We start from the raw sequence: 20613 nt of genomic DNA, 5'->3' as shown, positions 1-20613 counted from the left end.
GTGAAGGACCAGGATCTCCCTCCTCCGCAGGAATCGCTGGATGCCCACCACGACCACCCCTCCCGCATCCGATTGGACCGTCGCCGACCTCTTGGTTCATTTCGGCGCGATCCCGATCCGCCGCATTCGCCAGGATCCGGCCCCCGGCACGGCGAACGAGCAGGACGCGATCGATATCCGCGAGCGCGAGCGGAGACTGTTCGAGTTGGTCGACGGCGTCCTCGTGGAAAAGAGCGTGGGCATTCAGGAATCGTACCTGGCGGTCTTGATCGCAAGCCTTCTTGCCGGGTTCGCCGCAAGGGCCGACCTGGCATGGTCCTGGGCGCCGACGGAATGACACGATTGGCCCCCGGCCTTGTGCGGATCCCGGACGTTTCCTTCATCGCCTGGGAACGTCTCCCCGACCGTCAGGTCCCGGCCGGACCCGTGCTGAAACTTGCTCCCGACCTTGCGGTCGAGGTCCTGAGTCCGAGCAACACTTCCAAGGAAATGGAGCGCAAGCTTCTCGATTATTTCGAGGGCGGAGTCAGGCTCGTCTGGTACGTCGATCCTGCGTTGCGGTCCGTCCGAACCTTCCAGGCTCCCGACCGGTCCATCCTCCGGCACGAGAACCAGGTGCCCGACGGAGGCGCGGTCCTCCCCGGCCTGGCGATCCCGATCCGGACACTCTTCGCCCGCCTCGGACCGTCCCCGGCGCACTGATGGCCCGACTCCGGAGCGTCGAGGTCTCGAGTCGAGGAATGGGGAGTCGTCCGGCTCGGGTGGCTACCGGGGTCGTCATCGAGGGGCGAGTCTCGGAGATTTCGATGAGTGCGTCCTACGGTGTTCGGCTGACGGACTCCGGTCCGAACCGCCTAGCCGTGATGGTGATGGTCCGCCCGCTCCTGGGGCGGCCTCCCGCAGAAGTCAAAGCGGCGATCGATGGAGGTGAGATTGTCCTGCTGGCGATGGACGTCAGTCGGACGGAGGCCGTGGAACTGGCCGAGGGGTTAAGGCGTCTTGGGGCGTCGGTCGAGATCTTCGTTTCGGACCAATGCCCGTCCCTGTATTATGGCAATCGGGCCGATGCTTGGCTCGCAATTCAAGCGGAGCGGCCCTCAGCCATATCGTCCGATATCGATGTCAAGGGCTCCCGATGAGCGAAGCCGAGGCACTTGGTCGTTCGACGCGTGAGCCGATGCCAGTTGATGGCCTTGTCATCCCCGACCTGCTTCCGGTGATGCTGTACGAGTCGAGATGGCCGCGAGACGCCATCAAAGACCTCTCCTTGGTCGTCCCCGAGGATCGAAGGCGACGGTTCCGCAGGATCTGCTTGTATCCTCACCCCTTCGAGACGGTCGCGAAGTGTGTGGCCGCCGGGGATCGCTTCTATACCGAGTTCGGTGCTCGTCACGAGCTTGTCCCGGAGGCGGCCGTCCCGATCGCCGACTTCGGACTCGGTGCCGATGCGCCGATCCTCCTGGATTTTCGGGCTGGTCCCGCCGATCCCGTCGTCATCGCCCTGGAGTGGCCCGATGGCGATGAGCCGAATTATTGGAAGGTCATGGCACCTGATTTCGCGGGGTTTGTGGAATTGCTCGGCCTGTAGCAACCAAGACCACTCGCCAATAATCGGGCCGCAGTGGACTCGAGTGGCCGCGTGTCGGTCCTTGGTGTCAAGGCACGTCAGATCTCGGTCGTCACGGTCAGAAGGGCATACCCCTTCTGCGGTGGATGTAGGCGGTCCGTCAGTTCCGATGAGATTGCATGTACCTCGGGCATCCAGGCCCACTGGGTTTTGTCGTCATACGTCAATTGGAGTGCCGATGGTTCATCGCGAAGACGTGGAGCGTTACCCAGGGACGTTGGCCCAACTCGCTGGCGAGGTCGGCGATCTGCGATATGACGCCCTCTTGGGGTTCCTGCGGGCGCTGGCCGCGAAGCTCGAATCGGACGGGGAAGCCGACGCAGGACGTGATCGACGCAAGCTGGCGACGGCTCTGCACGCCGCGAGCATGTCTGTCTCGGCGGCGGCGGCCGACATCGAGCACGCGTGGTCGATTTGCGCCCCGCGAATGTAGCTCACCGCGACGCCACTTGTTACAAGGGGCACGCGGTGTGCAGACGCCCACATTCTGGGCATTGAATCGTTGGTGTTGCGTTGAAGCCTGGTGTTTTGCAATCGAGAGGTCTGATGATGACGACAAACCTGCTGCTCCTGGCCGTTCTCGTAACTTCGCAGGCGAAGGGCGGTGGTCCGAAATGGGTCGAGGCGACCTCGAAGGACGACACGTTCTCGTTCGCGATGCCGGCCAAGCCGGTCGAGAAGGCGGTGGTACAGCAGTCGCAATTTGGTCCGTTGAATGTTCTCGAATACTCCTGCGTCGTCGACGAGTGTCTCTATAGAATCGAGGAGAGCAAGCTTCCCGTCGAAATCCCGGACGAAAAGCTCGAGGGGGCCCTCGGCGCAGGGCGGGATTCGATCGCGAAGAAGACGAAGATCGTGAGCGATAAGGCGAAGGTCGTCGAGGGTTGGCACGCGCGCGAGCTCATGGTCGAGGCACCCCTCCGGCCAGGTGCCGACCCGTCCAAGATTGCTATGCTGATCTTGTATGCCGATCAGCGATATTATCAGGTCCGAGTCTTCTCGCTCCGGCCTGGGACTTCGCCGAAGCATGTCCGGAAGTTCTTCGACGCATTCAAGCCGAGAAAGGCCGGCCCGGTCGCGAAGACGAAGTCGTCATGAGTGTTCTTGAAATCGATAATCACGCCAGAGACGTTATCTCGGACGACCTGTGTGTAGGGGCATTGGCCAATACGGTGAGATCTTGACGGCTGATGGTACCATGCGGTCTCGCCTGTAAATATCCAAGGTCGTATGAGGAGAAGCGGATGTTGTTATTCTCGCCTCCGAAGACCTATGCTGGCCGAGGTGCGGTGATTGGCTGCGGTACGGCGATTGTGACCTGGGTTTTCCCGATACCCGTGGCCCTGGTCGTGTGGATGTTCGGCGTGGATGCCCCCTTCGGGGACGTGATGATCGGAGCCTTCCCTTTCTTCTTGGCCCCGCCGATCATCGGTGCGATGGTCGGTTCCCGCATCGGTCGAGGGGACGGATCTTGAAGATAGCCCCTTGTGGCACCTGACTTGCTCGATCGAGCTGAGTCCTCGGCGGACGTTTAGATCTGTGGACAAATCCAAACGCGTCAATGATCCTCGGATGGTTCCCGACCATTGGTCGAGAGCCATCCGGGATCGATCGTGAGGGGTCGTCCCTATGGGGCCTGACCTGATTGGAAGTGGTCAGCCCCCGGCGAGGCTCTCGAGCATGCTGTCGGGGGCGGCGGCGTACTCGAGGGGTTCCATGGAGTAGCTCGCGCGGCCCTGGCTCAGGCTGCGGACGGCGGTGGAGTAGCCGAACATTTTCTCGAGCGGGGCGCGGGCCTCGACGACCATCAGCTTGCCGCGGGTGTAGGTCTTGTCGATCAGGGAGCGGCGGCTGGAGAGGTCGGCGGTGACGTTGCCGAGGTAGTCTTCGGGGGTCACGACCTCGAGCTTCATGATCGGCTCGAGCAGCACGGCGCCCGCCTCCTGGACCGCCTTGCGCAAGGCGTCGGCGGCGGCGAAGCGGTAGGCGAGCTCGTTGCTGTCGACGTCGTGGTAGTCGCCGTCGGTGAGCGTGACCTTGAGGTCGACGAGGGGGAACCCGGTGCGGCCCCCCGACTTCGCCTCTTCGCGGAGGCCGGCCTCGATCGGCGCGATGAACTCGGAGGGGATCACCCCCCCCTTGAGCTTGTTCACGAACGCGAGCACCGGCGCCCCCTTGGGCTGCGCCTCGGGCTCGAGGTCGATCGTGACCTTGGCGTAGAGGCCCGAGCCGCCGGTCTGGCGGATGCAGGTCCCCTGCACGCGCTTGACCGCCTTCTTGATCGTCTCGCGGTAGCTGACGCGAGGGCGGCCGACGTGGACCTTCAGCTTGAAGTCGCGGGTCATCCGATTCTTGAGGATCTCGAGGTGCAGCTCGCCCATGCCCGAGATCAGGGTCTGGCCCGTTTCTTCGTTGACCTTGTAGTAGAAAGTCGGGTCTTCGCGCGCGAGCGCGGCGAGGGTGTCGGCGAGCTTCCCCTTGTCGGCCGAGCTGACGGGCTCGATCGACATGCTGATGACCGTCTCGGGGAACTCGATCTTCTCGAGCAGGATCGGGTGCGAGGCGTCGCAGAGCGTGTCGCCGGTCACCGACTCCTTGAGGCCGACGACCCCGACGATGTCGCCGGTCTTCGCCTCCTCGACCTTCTCACGTTCGTCGGCGCGAATATGATAAAGCCTCGAGCAGTTCTCTTTCTTGTCGCGGCCAGGGTTGTAGACCCGGCTCCCGGCCTTGAGCTCGCCCGAGTAGACCCGGACGAACGAGAGGTCGCCGTGCTGGTCGTTGGTGATCTTGAAGACGAGCCCGCAGAAAGGCTCGCTGGGGCTCGGCTTGCGGACGACCTCGGTCCCTTTTTTGGGGTGGTGGCCGACGACCGCGGGCTTGTCGAGCGGGCTCGGCAGGTAGGCGGAGACCGCGTCGAGGAGGCGCTGGACGCCGACGTACTTGAAGCTCGAGCCGCAGAGGACCGGCTGGGCCCGGCCGGTGAGGGTCGCCCGCCGCAAGGCCGCGATGATCTCGGACTCGGGGAGCTCGCCCCCCTCGAGGTGGGCCATGAAGATCTCGGTGAACGCCTCGTCGAAGTCGGCCAGGGCGTTGAGCATCCGCTCGCGCCAGAGTTCGGCGTCGGGGAGGAGTTCCTCGGGGATCTCGTCCTCGGTGAAGGTCGAGCCGAGGTCCTCGGTCTTGAAATGCAGGGCCTTCATCGCGATCAGGTCGATGAGCCCCTTGAACTCGCCCATCGTCCCTTCGGGCCCGGCGCCGATCGGGATCTGGACGGGGATCGGGTGGCTCTCGAGCCGCTCCTCGATCTCGCCGAAGACCCGCTCGAACTCGGCGCCGATCCGGTCCATCTTGTTGATGAAGCAGAGCCGAGGGACGTGGTACTTCGTCGCCTGCCGCCAGACCGTCTCGCTCTGCGCCTCGACCCCTTCGACCGCCGAGAAGATGACGACCGCACCGTCGAGGACGCGGAGCGAACGCTCGACCTCGGCGGTGAAGTCGACGTGCCCCGGCGTGTCGATGATGTTGATCGTCACGTCCTTCCACTGGCACGTGATCGCCGCCGCGACGATCGTGATCCCCCGCTCCCGCTCCTCCTCGAGGTAGTCGGTGGTCGTGGACCCCTTGTCCACGTCCCCCATCCGGTGGATCTCGCCGGTGTAGTAGAGGATTCGCTCGGTCGTCGTCGTCTTGCCGGCATCAATATGCGCAATGATGCCGATATTACGGAGCGAATTCAAAGACGCTGGGTCGCTGCTGTCCATGGGTGGCCGTCCGTGTGGTCACGGGGTGGAGGGTCGGTCGGCAGGGGTTGGGGCGCTTCGCCGTCTAGCTTAACGTCCGGAGGCCTGGGACGCAGCGCGGGTCAGGGACAAGGGCGGATTTCGGCCGATGATGGCGCAAGGGCCGACCCCGCGGCCCGGGTCGATGCCCGGTCGGCGAGGCCGGCCCTCACGTGTGTATCGTCATCGCATCCGAGCGAGGCGTTCGGGCCCGCGAGGAGTCACAATCACCAGGCGAAGTGCGCGAACGCCTTGTTGGCGTCGGCCATGCGGTGGACGTTCTCGCGGCGGGTGATGGCGGCGCCGTCGCGGTTGTAGGCGGCGATCAACTCGTCGGCGAGCTTGATGGCCATCGGGCGGCCCTTCTTCTCGCGGGCGGCCATCAGGAGCCAGCGGATCGACAGGGTCTGCTGGCGGACCTTGTTGACCTGCATCGGGACCTGATACGTGGCACCGCCGACGCGCTTCGAGCGGACTTCGATGACCGGCTTGACGTTCTCGACGGCGCGGCTGAACACGTCGATCGGGTTGTCGTTGGGGAGCCGGCGCTCGATCAGCTCCATGGCGTCGTAGAAGACTTTCTGGGCGACGCTCTTCTTGCCGTCGTGCATCAGGCAGTTGATGAACTTGCTGGCCAGCTTCGAGCCGAAGCGGGGGTCGGGTCGAAGCTGCGACTTGCTGGCGGTGAACTTGCGGGACATAACGCGTTCGTCCTGGGGATGGCGATGTACGGGTCGCGAATCGAAGTTCGAAAGGCCCGGCCTCGGCCTCGCTGCGGGCCTTCGCGTGGGCGACGGTCGGTTTCGGTATCGGGTCTTATCCGCGTTCGGCGCGGGTCTTGTCTTACTTCTTCTTCTTGGCCGGTGCCGCGGCCTTGGAGGAGGCCCCGTACTTCGAGCGGGCCTGCTTACGGTCGGCCACGCCGAGGCTGTCGAGCACGCCGCGGACGATGTGGTAGCGGACACCCGGGAGGTCGCGGACGCGGCCGCCGCGGATCAGGACGATCGAGTGTTCCTGCAGGTTGTGGCCTTCACCCGGGATATAGGCCGTGATTTCCTTACCGTTCGACAGCCGCACCCTCGCCACCTTACGGAGCGCCGAGTTCGGCTTCTTGGGCGTCATCGTCTTGACCTGGAGGCAGACCCCGCGCTTGAACGCGCAGCCTTCGAGCACCGGCGACTTGGTCTTGTACGTCACCGGGCGGCGCGGTTTACGGACGAGCTGGTTGATCGTGGGCATGAGTCGATAGTTCCATTCCCCCCGGCCAATCCCTACTGGCCGGGGTCGATCCTGTCGCGGGATGGCGTGCGAGCGCTCGCAAAACGGGTCCGAGGCCGAAACGCCGCGCACGGGCGCACCGCCAGACGGACAACGCCGAAGCTCGTAGTCTACCGTGCCGTTCAACCTTGTCAAGTCGAACTCTTCGGTTGTTCGCGAGGGACGACCGTGAGGATGGGGAAGGGTGAGTGGGCCCGGCGATCGAATTGACAGGCGAGTCTCCCCTGGCCTACCATCTCCGTCACCCGTCGGCAAAGGAAAACGGGCTGGAGGGAGCCGGCGTGTTTCACCGGGACGACGATTTCGACGACGAGTCCGGCCGCTCCGACGACGGGGATGACGACTCGGACGAGACGGTCCCCTGCCCTCACTGCGGCGACTCGGTCTACGAGGACGCCGAGCGTTGTCCCCACTGCGGCCTCTACCTCTCCCTGGAGGACGACGCCCAGGGCCGTCCTCGGCGCCCGTGGTGGTTCGTGGTCGGGTTTCTGCTCAGCCTCGCGGTGGCCCTGCGGTGGGCCCTCGGGTGGTGAGCCGGGTCTTGGGGCGAGTCCATGTCGGTTGAATCGGCTCCGTTGACGCACGCGATGCGAGTCGCCCTCGTCTACGACATGGACAGTTGCCGGGGGCCGACGGGAGTGACCCGCCACGCCCTCGCCCAGCTCGAGCGGCTGGATCGCCGGCCCGACGTCGCCCTGAACGTGGTCTCGGGAAGGATCACCGAGCCCGACGGACTGATGTTCTGGGAGAGCCTGGGCGAGCTCCCGAGGCGGCAGCTCCCGCTCCGCACCCGCGATGCCTTGCGGTGGTGGCGGATGAAGCCCTGGCCGCCGGTCGAGTGGTGGTCGGGCGAGGTCGACTGGGTCTACTGCCCGGCCGAGTACGAGATCCCCACCCGTCGGGCACGCCGGGCCGTGACCAGCCACGACGTCCTCCAGAACCTCCGGACCCACCCCAAGTATCGGCCGAGGCTCGCGCAGACCTTCGGGAAGGCCGACCTCGTCCTGTCGGTCTCGCAGTTCAACACCGACCGGCTCCTCGACGCCTTCCCCGAGCTCCGGACGAAGGTGGCCTACGTCCCCAACGGCGCCGAGGACCTGTTCTACGAGCCGGCGACCGAGCCGGAGCGTTCCTCGATCCGCAACGACCTGGGGCTGCCGCCGAAGGTCCCGTATCTGCTCTCCGTCGCCAATTTCCAGCCGAGGAAGAACCTGGTGCGGCTGGTCCGGGCCGCGTCGAGGCTGCCCGAGGTGGCCGCGGGTGAGCTTGCCCTCGTCCTCCTGGGCGAAGGCTCCGCGGCCGAGTCCCAGGCGCTCCGCGAGGCGCTCGCGCCGGCGGGGCCTCGGGCCCTGCTCGTGATGCCCGGCTATCGCCAAGGGCGGGCCTTGCGCGCGGCCTACGCCGAGGCCTCGGCGCTCGTCTTCCCGTCGCTCTGCGAGAGCTTCGGCATCCCGGCCGTCGAGGCGATGGCGCAGGGGATCCCGGCGGCCCTCGCCGACTCGACCGCGCTCCCCGAAGTCGGCGGTGACGCCGCCTGGTACTTCAACCCCGAGGACGAAGACTCCCTCCTCGCCGCCCTCCGATCCCTCCTCGACAGCTCCGAGGAACGTGCCCGACGCGTCGCGCTCGGCCGCGAGATCGCCGAACGCTTCCGCTGGAAAGCCGCCAACGACCGCCTCGTCGCCGCCCTGGCCGCCCCTCGCTGAGCCGAGGCTCCGCTGGAGTTTGTAGTGTCCAGGTCAGAAGTCGGCGAGGGCCGCCTTCTCGTTGGGATACACCTCGAGCAACTTGTCGAGCTGGCTGGCCCGGAGGATATCCTGGAGTTGCGGCGTCAGCGAGCAGAGCCGCAGCTTCCCCTTCGTCTTCGTGAGCTTCTTCTGGAGCCGGACCACGTGGGCCAGCACCGAGCTGGAGATGAACCGGACGCCGTCGAAGCTCAGCAGGACCTTGGCATGAGTCTTGTCTTCCACGAGCCCGACGAGCTCCAGGCCCGCCTTCTGGATCTCGTCCTCCGTCTGGAGGTAGGGCTTGGCAAAGCTGACGATCTGGGTGAAACCGATCTGCTGGACGCGAAGATGCTGGGGGGAGACCAGTGGCATTGGAACCGCTCCAGTCGGGCCGGACGCGTTGGAGACCACACCACAGTTGTTCGCTTGCGATCTTAAATGATTTGCGTGTCTTGGTCCATCATGCTCTGGTCCTTGGCGTTTCCTGATCCGGCCGATGGTTCGGCGCGACCGAGCCTCCGTCGATTCGACGCTTCGAGCGGGGCCGAGGTCCTTCGGGCGTTAGCCGTCCGGGGCGATCTCATCTCGAGCTCGGGGCGTTCGCGGCCCAAGTCCCCGTCCTGAAGTGCCGAAACGCCTCGCGACGTTCCGTCCAGCGGATTTGCCCCTGGCCTTCCGCCAGACGGAGATAACCCCCTCCTCCCCGGCTCCCGTCGTAGAGCTCGACGAACTGCTCGTTCCTGCCGATCTCGACCCAGTGGAACACGGTCCCTCCCTCGCCGTTCTCCCGCCACCGATTGCCTTCCTGATTCTCGAACCAGTGATCTTTCTTCACAACCCAGATTCGGCGGCGATCGGGCTGCGAGGCGGCGCGGGCCGCTGGTGTCGCTTTCACGATCTCGGGGGTGCCGATCTCGGCCGCCGGTGCGTCCTCCCGTGTGACGGGCTCTCCGGAATCGGAAAGCTCCTGGATCCGTATGTCTTTCAATTCGGTCGAGGCGCCTGCAGGGCAAACGAAGCGGATTGCACCGGCCCCGAGACCTCCGCGTTCGTCCGTAAACTCGGCGACGACCTGCCCATCCACGCTCGTGGTGATGCGGTTCTTGATCGCCGTGATCTCCATCGTCTGCCACTCGTGGATCGGGACGGGCACGGGCTTGGCCTTGACGTCCCAAAAGTCGACACGACTCCCCGGGTCCTGGTCGACGAAGACGCGGAGACTTCCGACGGGTTCCTCGTATCCCTCCTGAGGGTGCTTCGTCCCTCCGAACGAGGCGATGTAACTGTTGTACGTCTCGGTCCGCAAGAAGCGGAAGAAGACCGCTTTGCGAATGCCGTCGACATTCAGGGCCTCGAAGCGAAGGCGGTAATTCTTGAAATCCCTGCGATGCGTGTTCAAGATGGCCGTGAGATGGGAGTCCGCCTGGAGCGAAGCGACGACGAGCCTGCCGTCGTCTGTGACCCGCCATTCGCGCGGGGATTCCAACCACCAACCGGTTAGGTCCTTGCCGTTGAACAGTGGTGTGAATTGGCCGTCGAGCCCCTGGGCGGCGGTGGGTGTGGCGGGCAGTTGCCTTGTTGTTAGCTCCCAGACCTTCACCGTGCCATCACCGCTCGCCGAGGCGATTCGGCGACCGTCCGGGCTGAAAGCGACGCAGATGACCGCGTCTGTATGACCTTCGAGGGTGAGGAGCGGCTGGCCCGTCTCGGCATCCCAGAGCTTCACCGTTTTATTCCAGTGCGCGGAGGCGATCCGTCGGCCGTCCGGACTGAAGACTGCGCCGCCGACTTGATCGGCGTTCCCATTGAGCTCGAGGGCCGCCCGGCCCGTCGCGAGGTCCCAAACTTTGACGAGGCCGTCCCAACTGGCGGAGACGATCCGGCGACCCTCCGGGCTGAAGGACACGCTCCGCACCTCCTTCGCATGTCCCTCGAGCGTCTGCCTCAGCAGCCCCGTGGCGGCGTCCCAAATCTTGACCGTCTTGTCGCCGCCAGCGGTTGCGATTTTTTGGCCGTCCGGGCTGAAGGCCACATCGGCGAGACCCAGCGCATGCCCCTCGAGCGAAAGGAGTTCCCGACCCGTGGCGGTGTCCCAGACCTTCGCGGTGAGGTCATTGGACGCGGTTGCGACTTTTCGGCCATCCGGGCTGAAGGCCACACCGATAAGGTTATCCCGATGCCCCTTGAGTGTGAGCCTTTCCTGTCCCGTGGCGGCGTCCCAGATCTTCGCCGTGTGGTCGCCGCTCGTGGAAACGGCCTCTCGCCCGTCTGGGCTGAAGGCCACGCCGTTGACCCTCTGCGAATGCCCCTTGAATGTTAAGATCTCCTGTCCGGTGAGGGCGTCCCAGACCTTCGCGGTGCTGTCCCAGCTCGCAGAGACGATCCGACTGCCGTCCGGGCTGAAGGTCGACTCCTTGGCGCGGTCGCCATGCCCCTTGAGCGTCATCGACTCCAAAGCGACGAGCTCGAGGGTACGTGAAGAGGCCGGGGCCAAAGCCGTAACCGGTGGCGAGGGCTTGGGAGCCTCCCTCGATGCCTTCTCAACGAGGGGTTCGAGCCGAACCTTGAGTTCCTCCGAGCCGTCGGACGCGACGGTCACCACCTGCCCGAACACCTTGAACCCGTCCTTCTTGACTTCGACTCTGCGCTGGCCCGGGACGGCCCGGATCTCCAACGGCACCCCGATCCCGGGCCACCTGACGTTGATCTTGTCGCCGTCGACGAAGATCGTCGCGCCCTTCGGGACCTCGTCCAGCACGATCCATCCGTCCGCCGTCTTGAGCGAGAATGGGCCGACCCACCACGCCGCGAGGGAGGCAAACAGGATGACTCCAGCGGCCAACGCCGGCCGGGTCCACGGGGGTCGACGAGCCGGGGGGGCGGCCGGTGCCACCCGTATCGAGCTCTCGGATTCTTTAAAATCGATCAGGCTCTCCCAGGGACTTCCGGTTGTTGGCGGCCCTAATGAGCCCTTGATTTGGGGCCTCACCTCCGCCGGTTTGGCCGAGGGCGGAGCCGCTCCTGTCACGTCCTCGGTACTCGGCTGATTCGCGAAACTCTGGCCGTCGCTTGAGGCTTTCACCCGCGGTTCCCTGGACGCGAAGCTTGCTTTCTTGAAGAACGGCGTGAGCGCCCGGGCGACCTCTCCCGGGGCCTGGAACCGGCGATCGGGGTCCTTGGCCATCATCTTGGCGACGAGGGCGGCGAGCTCGGAGGGAACTTCGGGGCGGATGAAGTTCAGGGGGTCGGCATCTCGCGAGATGTGGGCCTGGTAGACGTCGTAGAGGGACTTCGCCCGAAAGGGCGGGTGGCCGGCCAGGAGGAAGAAGAGGGTGCCGCCGAGGCTGTAGATGTCGGACCGAATGTCCGCCGTTTGGGCGTCGAGGATCTGCTCGGGGGCGATGAAGTCGGGCGTCCCGAGCGCCTGACCTTCCGACGTCAATCCCCCGTCGACTTTCTCATCGCGTGTCGCCTTCACGAGGCCGAAGTCCAGGACCTTGACCGTGGCTTTGGCTCCCGATCGCGAGAGCATCAGGTTTCCTGGCTTGATGTCGCGATGGACGAGGCCCATCTCGTTCGCGTGCTCAAGGCCGTCGGCCGCCTGCGAGATGAAATGGCAGGCATGTGCCACGGGCATCGGGCCCTTGGCCTTGACCATCCTGGATAGGTCGAGGCCGTCGATGTACTCCATCGCCAGAATGACGCACGCGTCGAGCCGAAATGCGGAGTAGGCCGTGACGATGTTCGGGTGCCGGAGCTTGGCGATGGCCCGGATCTCGCGGAGGAAGCGGTCGAGCACCTTCGGGTGTTCGACGACCCGCCGGCTCATGACCTTGAGCACCTCGTCACGCCCCAACATGTGGTTGTGAGCGAGGTAGACCACCCCCATGCCTCCTCGGCCGAGCTCACGGAGGACCTTATAGTCCGGATGTTCGGCGAGGCCCGGCGGCAGCTCCTCCAGGGCGGCCTGCCCTGTTTCGACGGGAGGAGTGGTCGGCCGGACCTCAGCCGGGCCGGTAAGGCCAGGGGAGTGCGTGTCGGGGGCGATCCTGGCGTTTCGGAGTCGGTCCAGGAAACTGTCAGGCGCCAGCCGCGCCACCCTGCCTCGGCACGAGGGGCATCCTTCGAGGTGCGCCTCGATGCGCGCCGAGGAGGAATCGTCGAGTCGGCCAGTCCCGTACGCACGCAAAGCCTCGTCGCTGGGGTGTGTCGTAAGCGGGGAGTCCATCAAGAACGAACCTCCGAATCCCTGATCGACCGAACGAGAATCTGATCCTCTCATAGAACAAAGGCCGGAAAGGAGGTTCACCTGCCGCAAAATCCTCGAAAATCTTAGGGATTGCCCTCCGTTCGTTCTTGGGGACAGCATGAGCCGAGCAAGGAACCCATCCAGGTCGAGGCACATCCGTCAGGGGAGAGTCGGCGACGTTTTCTCACTTCGAGTGGGAAGAATTCTCGGGATTGGGCATGATTTTGAGATTTTTTCACAGAAGAGTCTTGGCTGTGCTGGATTATCACGGCTAGGATGAGGCCCGCGAACAATGGCTGGGGTCTTTGCCTTTGCTTCTGAGGTCGTGCGCATGGCGTCGTCGGACCGCCAGGAGATCATCCTCGAGGAGCTGGAGCGCCACGGGGCGTGCAGCTATCAGGACCTCGCCGAGCGCCTGGGCGTCTCGACGATGACGGTCCGGCGCGAGGTCGACCGCTTGGCGAGCCGAGGGGGCGTGGTCAAGACACTGGGCGGGGTGCAGCGGGCGACGGCCGGCGCGGGGGATTTTGAGACCGAGCTCGGCACGCGGCTCTCGGACAACGTCCCCCAGAAACGTGCGATTGCGGCGAAGGCGCTCGAGCTGATCTCGCCCGGGCAGACGATTTTCCTCGATCCGGGAACGACCTGCCTCGAGCTGGCGAAGCTCCTGGCCCGTCGGGTCCAGGGGATCACGGTCGTCACGAACTCGGCCCTGGCCTGCCTGGAGCTCGGACGCGGGGGCCCGAACACGATCATCGGGATTGGGGGCCAGTACGACCCGGCCAGCGGCGCCTTCGTCGGGCCGTCGGGCGAGGAGGCGGCGGACCGGTTCTTCGTCGATCTCGCCTTCGTCTCGACCAAGGGGTTTGTCCCTTCGGAAGGGACGTTCGAGTCGGCGATCGCGACCATCCGAGTTAAGCAGGCCGTCGCCAGGCGTTGCTCGGAGCTGGTCCTCCTGGTCGACCACACCAAGTTCGGGCAGCGGGCGCTCTGCAAGGTCCTGGACGTGTCCCAGGTCCACGCGGTGGTGACCGACTCCGACGCCCCGGCCTCCGAGCTTCGGCACCTCGAGTGGGCCGGCAAGAAGGTTCATGTCGCCGAAGTCGCCCGAGGGCGACCCCCGAAGGGGATGGAGGTGGGACATGCCCCTTGAGGCGATCGGGAACCTCCTGGGCCACGCGTTGGCCGGAGGCTATGCCGTCGGGTACTTCGAGAGCTGGAACCTCGAGTCGCTCCAGGGGGTGATCGACGCCGCCGAAGCCGCGCGGTCGCCGATGATCATCGGGTTCAACGGAGACTTTCTCAGTGGGCCTGATCGAAAGGCGCGGGAGCGGCTCTCCTGGTACGCGGCGCTCGGCAAGGCCGCGGCCGAGTCGGCGACGGTCCCTTGTGGCCTGATCTTCAACGAATGTCCTCGCGACGAATGGGTCCGCGAGGCGGTCCTCGCCGGCTTCAACCTCGTGATGCCCGCCGACCCTAAGGCAGCCCCCGGAGACTGGTCGCGGCGGGTGACCGAACTCGTCCGTTTCGCCCACGAGCGTGGCGTCGCCGTCGAGGCCGAGCTCGGCGAGCTCCCCTGCGGCGCCTCGGGGGGCGAGCCGAGCGGCGGCGAGCCGACCGACCCGGAAGCGGCCGCCGCCTTCGTCGAGGCGACCGGCGCCGACCTGCTCGCGGTGAGCGTCGGAAATGTTCATATTCTTGTCGACGGCGAGCGAAGTCTCGACCTCGCCCGGCTCGAGGCGATTCGGAAGAAGGTCGCGGTGCCCCTGGTCCTCCACGGCGGGACCGGGATCTCGGCCTCGTCGCTCCGCGAGGCGATCGCGATCGGCGTGGCCAAGGTCAACTACGGGACCTACCTCAAGCAGCGCTACCTCCGTGCAATCGCCGAGGCCCTCCGCGACCGTCCGGCCGGGGAGGATGTCGATCCCCACCGTCGGCTCGGGATCGGTGGCGACGAGGACGTGATGGTCGCGGGCCGCCTGGCCGTCCGAGACGCCGTGCTCGAACGCATCGACTGGCTCGGATCCGTCGGGAAGGCCGATCGGCCGAAGGGGGGCCGCTGATGGACGTCGCGATGCGGCTGCCCGACCTATCAACAAATGCCTCGGCTGTCACCGTCATCCGCTGGCTGGTCGAGGTCGGCCGGGCCGTCCGCCGGGGCGAGCCGCTCGTGGAGGTCGAGACCGACAAGGCGGTCATGGAGGTCGAGTCGGTCGTCACAGGCATCTTGCGGTCGGTCGCCGTCCCCGCCGGCGGCCAGGCCGACGTCGGCGAGGTCATCGCCCACTTCGAGGTCGAGGACGCGAGCGTCGCTCGCGGGGGCGAAGGTCCGCCCCCTGCCCCTCCTGCGCCGGTCGGGGGCCTGGCGAGTGGAACGACCTCGAATCTAGGGACAAGGCCCGTGACGGTATCGACAAGGGGCCGCGTCTCGTTCTTCGCCAGGAACCGAGCCGCTCGCGCCGGGGGACGAGTGGCGTCGCCGACGCGGGGAGCCGTTCCGCTCAGCGTACCGCACCGGACGTTGGTGCGTCGGATGAGGGAGAGCACGCAGACGGTCCCCCACTTCGCGCTGCAGAGCTCCGCGAACGCCGAGCCGATGGTCGCGCTCCGGGCCTCGGCCGCAGAGGCGGGCCGGAAGTTCGCCTGGGATGCGTTCTTCGTCGTGGCGGTCGGCAAGGCCCTGGAGCGGTTCGGCCGGATGGGCTACCGTTACGAAGACGACCGCCTGGTCCCGCAAGGGGATGGTGGTGTCGCGGTGGCCGTCGACCTGGACGATGAACTCTTCACGGTCGTCGTGGGTCGACCTGCCGGGAAGTCGCTCGAGGTGGTCTCCGACGAGATCCGCGCGGGGGTCGCGCGGCTCCGATCGGGCGACCCTCGGGCCCGAGTCTTGCAACCGGCCGCCCTCACCGTTTCGAACCTGGGTGGGTCGAACGTCGAGTCCTTCGTCGCGATCATCAACCCGCCCGAATCGGCGATCCTCGCGGTCGGCAAGGTCCTGCAAACGGCCGTGGTCGTCGACGGCCGGGTCGCGGTCCAGTCTCGGGTCACGCTCACGCTCTCGGTCGACCACCGCGTCGTCAACGGCAAGTACGCGGCCGGGTTCCTCGGGGCGATCGTCGAGGAGCTCGAGTCGTTTTGAACGATCCAGAAACCCGATTTCTTCGGAGAAGTCGGGTTTCTGGTGCGGAAGGCGAGGACTGCGTCGAGGGGCCCGGACGCCGGGTCCCGGGATAGGCTGTGGGTAGGCGGTGACCGTGGCAGAAACCCGGCTTTGAAGAAATAGCCGGATTTCGAAGACCCTCGTAGGCCGGTTAGTGGGTGGAGGCATTTGGGATGACGACGTCGACGACTGCGATCGACGGGATAGCACCCGATCTGGCGGGCCGCTACGCCCCTGAGTTCCTCCTGGGCTTATATGGCAAGATGCTCCTGATCCGGGAGTTCGAGGATGGGGTCAAGTTCCTCTTCCTCGAAGGGTCGATGCCGGGCACGATCCACCAGTGCCAGGGGCAGGAGGCGACGGCGGTCGGGGTCTGCTCGGCGCTCGTGCCGGGCGACTTCATCACGTCGACATTCCGAGGACATGGCCACGCGTTGGCCCAGGGTCTCACGATCGAGGAGCTCCTGTTCGAGCTCTACGGCGCCTCCAGCGGATGCTGCCGGGGCAAGGGCGGCTCGATGCACGTCGGGAATATGGCCAAGGGGATGGTCCCCGGCATCGCGATCGTGGCCGGGGGCGTGCCGCTTGCCTCGGGGATGGCCCTGGCGTTCAAGATGCGGAAGGAGCCGAACGTCGTCGCCTGCTTCTTCGGCGACGGGGCGATCGCCGAGGGGGCGTTTCACGAAGGGGTCAACCTCGCGGCGATCTGGGACCTACCCGTCGTCTTCGTCTGCGAGAACAACCACTACGGCGCCTCGACCCGCGTCGACCGCGTGATGCGGAACCCTCGGATCGCCGACCGCGCGGCCTCTTACGGGATCCCCGGGCGGACCGTCGACGGCAATGACGTCCTCGCCGTCTACGAGGCGGCCAAGACAGCCGTGGAAGACTGCCGAAGTGGGCGTGGCCCGATCCTCCTCGAGCTCCTGACCTACCGACGCACCGGCCACTCACGCCGCGACGCCTGCCACTACCAGCCCCAGTCCGAGCGCGACGAGTGGTTCGCCCGCGACCCGATCGACGTGCTGGGACGGCTCCTCGTCCAGCAGAAAATCGCCGACCAGGCCACGCTCGACGGCATGCGAGACGCCATCGTCGCTCGGTTCCAGGCCGCCGTCGAGGCGGCCCGCTCGGAGGCGTTGCCGACACTCGACGACTTGACGACGGATGTTTTTGCTTGACGTGTGCCGGTCGACGGGGTGATCGAGACCGGTGCCTGTCTTGAAACCTGTTTCCTTCTTGGAAAACGGGTTTCCGACGAGAGAGTTGGCGACGATTCATCAGAGAGGGGGGCGCCGTTGACTGCGCCAGAACCCCGTTTTCTAAGAAGAAACAGGTTTCCAAGCATAGAAACAAATCTAAAGGCAGGGACGCTGTGGGGGCCCGAATGAGACGAGTCAGCATCGCCGAATCGCTGCGAGAAGGGATCGCCGAGGAGATGCGTCGGGACCCGGCGGTCTTCTGCCTGGGCGAGGACATCGCCGTGCCCGGGGGCTGGGGAGGGGCGTTCACGGTGACGCTCGGCCTGGAGCAGGAGTTCCCGGACCGGATGCTCAACACGCCGATCGCCGAGCTTGGGTTCTTCGGGGCAGCGGTCGGGGCGGCGATCATGGGGATGCGGCCGATCGTGGACGTCCAGTACGGCGACTTCCTCTTCCTGGCGATGGATCAGATCGTCAACAACGCCGCCAAACTTCGTTATATGTCGGGGGGCGACATCAAGGTGCCGCTCGTCATGCGGGCCCCGATCGGCGCGACCGGCCGAGGCTCCCAGCACGCCCAGAGCATGGAGCGGTACTTCACGGGGGTGCCGGGCATCAAGGTCGTCGCCGTCTCGAACGCTTATGACGCCAAGGGGGTGCTCAAGTCGGCCGTGCGCGACGACAATCCCGTGCTGATCTTCGAGCACAAGCTGCTGTACGGCTCCAAGGGGGCACGGACGGAGCCCGGGGCCGTCGACGCGACGAGCGAGATCCCCGACGAGGACTACACCGTCCCGCTCGACCGCGCGGCCGTCCGTCGCGAGGGGGGACACGTCACCGTCCTCGCCTGGCTCCTGATGCTCCACGAGGCCCTCCGTGCCGCCGACCGGCTCGCGGCCGAAGGTGTCGAGGTCGAGGTGATCGACGTCCGCAGCCTCTCCCCGGTCGACTACGAGACGATTGGCGCATCGGTCCGGAAGACCGGGCGAGTGGTCGTCGTCGAAGAGGGACCCAAGACCGGCGGCGTGAGCGCCGAGATCGCCGCGGGGATCACCGAGCGGTTCCCGGAATCCCTGCTCGGCCCGGTCGTCCGCGTCGCCTCGCCCGACGTCCCCGTCCCCTTCACGCCGATCCTGGAGAACGCCTATCGGCCCGACGCCGACCGCATCGTCGCGGGCCTTCGCGAGGCCCTGAAAGACTGAGGGTCTTCCCCCGAAACCCGGTGTTTTCTTAAACACCGGGTTTCGGGTCCACTCGACGCTGACAACCCCGCCCGGGATGTCCTCATCGACTTCCACAGAAACCCGGTTTCAAGAAAATCCGGGTTTCGGGACTGGTTCTGAGCGAGCAACGAAGGAGGTAACTCATGCGGCCGTCTCGACACGAGACCGATGCAATGAACCTGCGACGGGACCATCGGGCGTCGAACCATTTCCGAGACTTGGCCCTGCTCGTGGCCTTGAGCTCGCTCGCCACCCTGATTCCCGCCTCGGCGGCCGAGAGGACCTCCGCTAACACGACGGCCGCCTTCCGAATCACGGTCGACCCCGGCCATCCCTGGCGGCCTCCGTTCGGGCTCGATCGGGTCGGCCGTCCGACCGTTGCGGTCGTCGAGGCCGGGGCGAAGCCTCCTTCGTCGCGCTACGAGCTCGTCGCGAATCGTCGGGGCAAGGAGGTCGGCCGACAACCGCTGCGATTTTCGGAGAGCCCTAAAATCGTCGCGAGGGCGAGCTTCGAGGGCTCGGTCGACGAACTCATCCTCTCGGCCGAGAAGGATCCCGGAGGCCCTCGCGTCGAACTGGCCCGGCAGAAGATCTCGCCGCCGGGTCTCGAGGCCGACGCCATCGTCAAGGCTCGAGATTCAGGTAATCCGGTCGACCTGGGAACCATCCTCGTCCCGTCCGGTTGGCTCCTCCTGGGACCCGACCCTTCCGCGACGGTCGAGGTCGCGGCGATCCGATACGACGGCCCTGCTCCCGAGGCAGAGGTCCGGGCCTGGTACGAGTCCGCGGTAGGGGAGGTCGCGACGATCGGGATCCCCCTCAAAGAGGGCGCACGGGCCAATCGAATGTTGACGCTCCCCGAGCTTCCGGCAGGCCGGGCCCACGACCGTTTGATCGTCGCCATCGACGACGGCCACGGGCAGAACCTTTGGCGGAAGGTGATCCCCGTGATGCGGGTCGCCAACCCTCCGCGTTGGCCCGCGTTCGGAGCGTCGGCGACGCATCTCCGCTTCGACGCGCCGATCTCGGTCCGCGACCCGGCCAGAGGCACGTTTTCAAGCTTGCCCTATGACCACGGGTGGGATCCGAAACGCGAAGACGTCGTGGTCTCGTTCCCGAACGGGGCCCGATTCGTCTTCTGGCGAGGGTCGAGCTACATCCCGTTCTGGGCGGGCCGGAACAACACGGGGGCCTGCTACGAGTGGGCCGAGATGCTCTCGAGGCCCAAGGACGCCGTCGACTGCGTCGAGCCCTTGATGGACAAGGACCTCCGCTTCGGCCGAGTCGAGATCGTCGAATCCACGCCCGCCCGCGTCCTCGTGCGTTGGCGGTATCAGTCGACCGACCTCAACTACCAGGTCTGGGGCGACTCGGCGGTCGAGGACTACTGCTTCTATCCCGACGGCTTCGGGACGAGGGTCGTGACCTTAACATCGGATCCGAAGGCTGAGTACGAGCTCGCCGAGTTCATCCTGCTCACTCCCCAGGATGCGTATCCGTTCGCGGTCTTGCCCGAGGATCCTGTCGATGCCCTCTTCCTCGACGGCCAGGCGCAGCACTACCGGACGCCCCACCTCGCGTCGAACGGTCCGGTCTTTGGCGGTCGACAAGACCTTCCCGCGGTTTATCGCCTCCGGCTCGGAAAGGACGAGCGACTGGCGGCGATCTCGTTCAACCCGAACCTGCGGAAAGTCCCTTCGGTCGTCTTCGGCCCCTTCTCCGACGCGGGCGAGGTCGTCACCCCGTGCTACTGGGGGAGCCACTGGCCCCTGGCGCGGGGCAACGCGACCGGCAGCACGATCGACGAACGGATCCACGCCTCCCCTTGCCACAACAGCGTCATGAGCTGGGCCGGCGACCGCCCTCCGCCCTTGCGGACGCCCGAGTTCGTCGGGCCCGATGCCCTGGGACGTTCGCGACCGCTCGCGGAGCGTCGCTGGGCCTGGTTGATCGGGATGAGCGACGACCCGGACGATCGCCTGCTCGAACGGGCCCGGAGCTTCGCGACGCCTCCGACCTTGGAGAACCTCCGCGGGGCCCGCCTCGAGGCCGAGGCGTACGCCCCCGAACGCCGGGCACTTCGGCTCGCGGTGGAGGCCTCTGATGTCTCGATCACGATCCGTCCGGGCTCTCCGTGCGTGAACCCGGTCTTCGAGCTCGCCGGGGCCCCTCGAGGAGCGATCACGGTCTCGCTCGGGGGCCGATTGCTGGACGCGACGCACTTTGCCTGTGACGGCCGCACTCTCTGGATCGACGCGACGATCGCGGTCCCCACCGAGCTCCGCCTGCGCTTCGGCGCCGACTCCAAACCCTCGGCCCCTTGAACCGGACGCGACTCTCCCCACCTTCGATGAAAGGGAAC

At 66.1% G+C, this 20613-nt stretch carries 19 protein-coding genes; 14 read left to right on the top strand and 5 right to left on the bottom strand.

Going from position 1 to position 20613, the window contains the following annotated elements; all coding sequences use genetic code 11:
• The first annotated feature begins 40 nt into the window (after window positions 1–40).
• The 6 genes from ACYOEI_RS19060 to ACYOEI_RS19035 all read left to right on the top strand — a co-directional run bounded on the left by ACYOEI_RS19060 (window position 41) and on the right by ACYOEI_RS19035 (window position 3102).
• Window positions 41–337, top strand: a complete 297-nt coding sequence (locus tag ACYOEI_RS19060; RefSeq protein WP_462851132.1) for a hypothetical protein — start codon at window positions 41–43, stop codon at window positions 335–337.
• On the top strand, window positions 334–702 hold the full coding sequence (locus ACYOEI_RS19055; protein ID WP_462851131.1) for a Uma2 family endonuclease: 369 nt from the start codon (window positions 334–336) through the stop codon (window positions 700–702). The genes ACYOEI_RS19060 and ACYOEI_RS19055 overlap by 4 nt, the downstream gene beginning before the upstream one ends.
• A 433-nt stretch (window positions 703–1135) precedes the next feature.
• On the top strand, window positions 1136–1588 hold the full coding sequence (locus tag ACYOEI_RS19050; RefSeq protein WP_462851130.1) for a hypothetical protein: 453 nt from the start codon (window positions 1136–1138) through the stop codon (window positions 1586–1588).
• 217 nt (window positions 1589–1805) lie between these two features.
• Complete coding sequence (locus ACYOEI_RS19045) at window positions 1806–2060, top strand: hypothetical protein (RefSeq protein WP_462851129.1); 255 nt, start codon at window positions 1806–1808, stop codon at window positions 2058–2060.
• Window positions 2061–2173: 113 nt separating this feature from the next.
• The gene (locus tag ACYOEI_RS19040; RefSeq protein ID WP_462851128.1) at window positions 2174–2725 is read left to right on the top strand and encodes a hypothetical protein; all 552 of its coding nucleotides are present in this window, start codon (window positions 2174–2176) and stop codon (window positions 2723–2725) included.
• Between the two features lie 146 nt (window positions 2726–2871).
• Window positions 2872–3102 (top strand): hypothetical protein, encoded by a 231-nt coding sequence (locus ACYOEI_RS19035; RefSeq protein WP_462851127.1) that lies wholly within the window; start codon window positions 2872–2874, stop codon window positions 3100–3102.
• A gap of 180 nt (window positions 3103–3282) precedes the next feature.
• Here the strand turns inward: ACYOEI_RS19035 and fusA are convergent, their stop codons facing one another.
• From fusA to rpsL, 3 genes are all read right to left on the bottom strand, one after another.
• Complete coding sequence (fusA, locus tag ACYOEI_RS19030; protein ID WP_462851126.1) at window positions 3283–5391, bottom strand: elongation factor G; 2109 nt, start codon at window positions 5389–5391, stop codon at window positions 3283–3285.
• A gap of 245 nt (window positions 5392–5636) precedes the next feature.
• Window positions 5637–6110 carry a 30S ribosomal protein S7 gene (gene rpsG, locus ACYOEI_RS19025; protein WP_462851125.1) on the bottom strand — a complete coding sequence of 158 codons (474 nt, stop codon included), beginning with the start codon at window positions 6108–6110 and terminating at the stop codon, window positions 5637–5639.
• A gap of 142 nt (window positions 6111–6252) precedes the next feature.
• Complete coding sequence (gene rpsL, locus ACYOEI_RS19020; RefSeq protein WP_462851124.1) at window positions 6253–6648, bottom strand: 30S ribosomal protein S12; 396 nt, start codon at window positions 6646–6648, stop codon at window positions 6253–6255.
• Between the two features lie 320 nt (window positions 6649–6968).
• On the opposite strand from rpsL, the gene ACYOEI_RS19015 reads away from it, so the two are divergent.
• Window positions 6969–7220 carry a zinc ribbon domain-containing protein gene (locus ACYOEI_RS19015; RefSeq protein ID WP_462851123.1) on the top strand — a complete coding sequence of 84 codons (252 nt, stop codon included), beginning with the start codon at window positions 6969–6971 and terminating at the stop codon, window positions 7218–7220.
• 21 nt (window positions 7221–7241) lie between these two features.
• Complete coding sequence (locus ACYOEI_RS19010; protein ID WP_462851122.1) at window positions 7242–8393, top strand: glycosyltransferase family 4 protein; 1152 nt, start codon at window positions 7242–7244, stop codon at window positions 8391–8393.
• Between the two features lie 33 nt (window positions 8394–8426).
• Here the strand turns inward: ACYOEI_RS19010 and ACYOEI_RS19005 are convergent, their stop codons facing one another.
• Together ACYOEI_RS19005 and ACYOEI_RS19000 are read right to left on the bottom strand one after the other, a co-directional pair.
• Window positions 8427–8786, bottom strand: coding sequence for an STAS domain-containing protein (locus ACYOEI_RS19005; RefSeq protein WP_462851121.1), 360 nt, complete (start codon window positions 8784–8786; stop codon window positions 8427–8429).
• Between the two features lie 208 nt (window positions 8787–8994).
• Entirely contained in the window at window positions 8995–12642 is a 3648-nt protein-coding gene (locus tag ACYOEI_RS19000) for a protein kinase domain-containing protein (RefSeq protein WP_462851120.1), read from the bottom strand.
• Window positions 12643–12994: 352 nt separating this feature from the next.
• Here ACYOEI_RS19000 and ACYOEI_RS18995 point away from each other — a divergent pair, with 352 nt between their 5' ends.
• From ACYOEI_RS18995 to ACYOEI_RS18970, 6 genes are all read left to right on the top strand, one after another.
• A complete protein-coding gene (locus tag ACYOEI_RS18995) occupies window positions 12995–13816 on the top strand; it encodes a DeoR/GlpR family DNA-binding transcription regulator (RefSeq protein WP_462851119.1) in 822 nt (273 codons plus the stop codon).
• Window positions 13806–14726: a class II fructose-bisphosphate aldolase gene (locus ACYOEI_RS18990; protein ID WP_462851118.1), complete on the top strand. Its 921-nt coding sequence runs from the start codon at window positions 13806–13808 to the stop codon at window positions 14724–14726. The genes ACYOEI_RS18995 and ACYOEI_RS18990 overlap by 11 nt, the downstream gene beginning before the upstream one ends.
• Window positions 14726–15805 carry a 2-oxo acid dehydrogenase subunit E2 gene (locus ACYOEI_RS18985; protein WP_462851117.1) on the top strand — a complete coding sequence of 360 codons (1080 nt, stop codon included), beginning with the start codon at window positions 14726–14728 and terminating at the stop codon, window positions 15803–15805. Before ACYOEI_RS18990 ends, ACYOEI_RS18985 begins: the two co-directional genes overlap by 1 nt.
• Window positions 15806–15999: 194 nt before the next feature.
• The gene (locus ACYOEI_RS18980; RefSeq protein WP_462851116.1) at window positions 16000–17007 is read left to right on the top strand and encodes a thiamine pyrophosphate-dependent dehydrogenase E1 component subunit alpha; all 1008 of its coding nucleotides are present in this window, start codon (window positions 16000–16002) and stop codon (window positions 17005–17007) included.
• A gap of 206 nt (window positions 17008–17213) precedes the next feature.
• On the top strand, window positions 17214–18230 hold the full coding sequence (locus ACYOEI_RS18975) for an alpha-ketoacid dehydrogenase subunit beta (RefSeq protein WP_462851115.1): 1017 nt from the start codon (window positions 17214–17216) through the stop codon (window positions 18228–18230).
• Between the two features lie 164 nt (window positions 18231–18394).
• Window positions 18395–20575 carry a hypothetical protein gene (locus ACYOEI_RS18970; RefSeq protein ID WP_462851114.1) on the top strand — a complete coding sequence of 727 codons (2181 nt, stop codon included), beginning with the start codon at window positions 18395–18397 and terminating at the stop codon, window positions 20573–20575.
• The last annotated feature ends 38 nt before the right edge of the window (window positions 20576–20613 follow it).

It is taken from the genome of Singulisphaera rosea (assembly GCF_054877945.1).
This window is presented reverse-complemented; position numbering and strand designations above follow the sequence as displayed.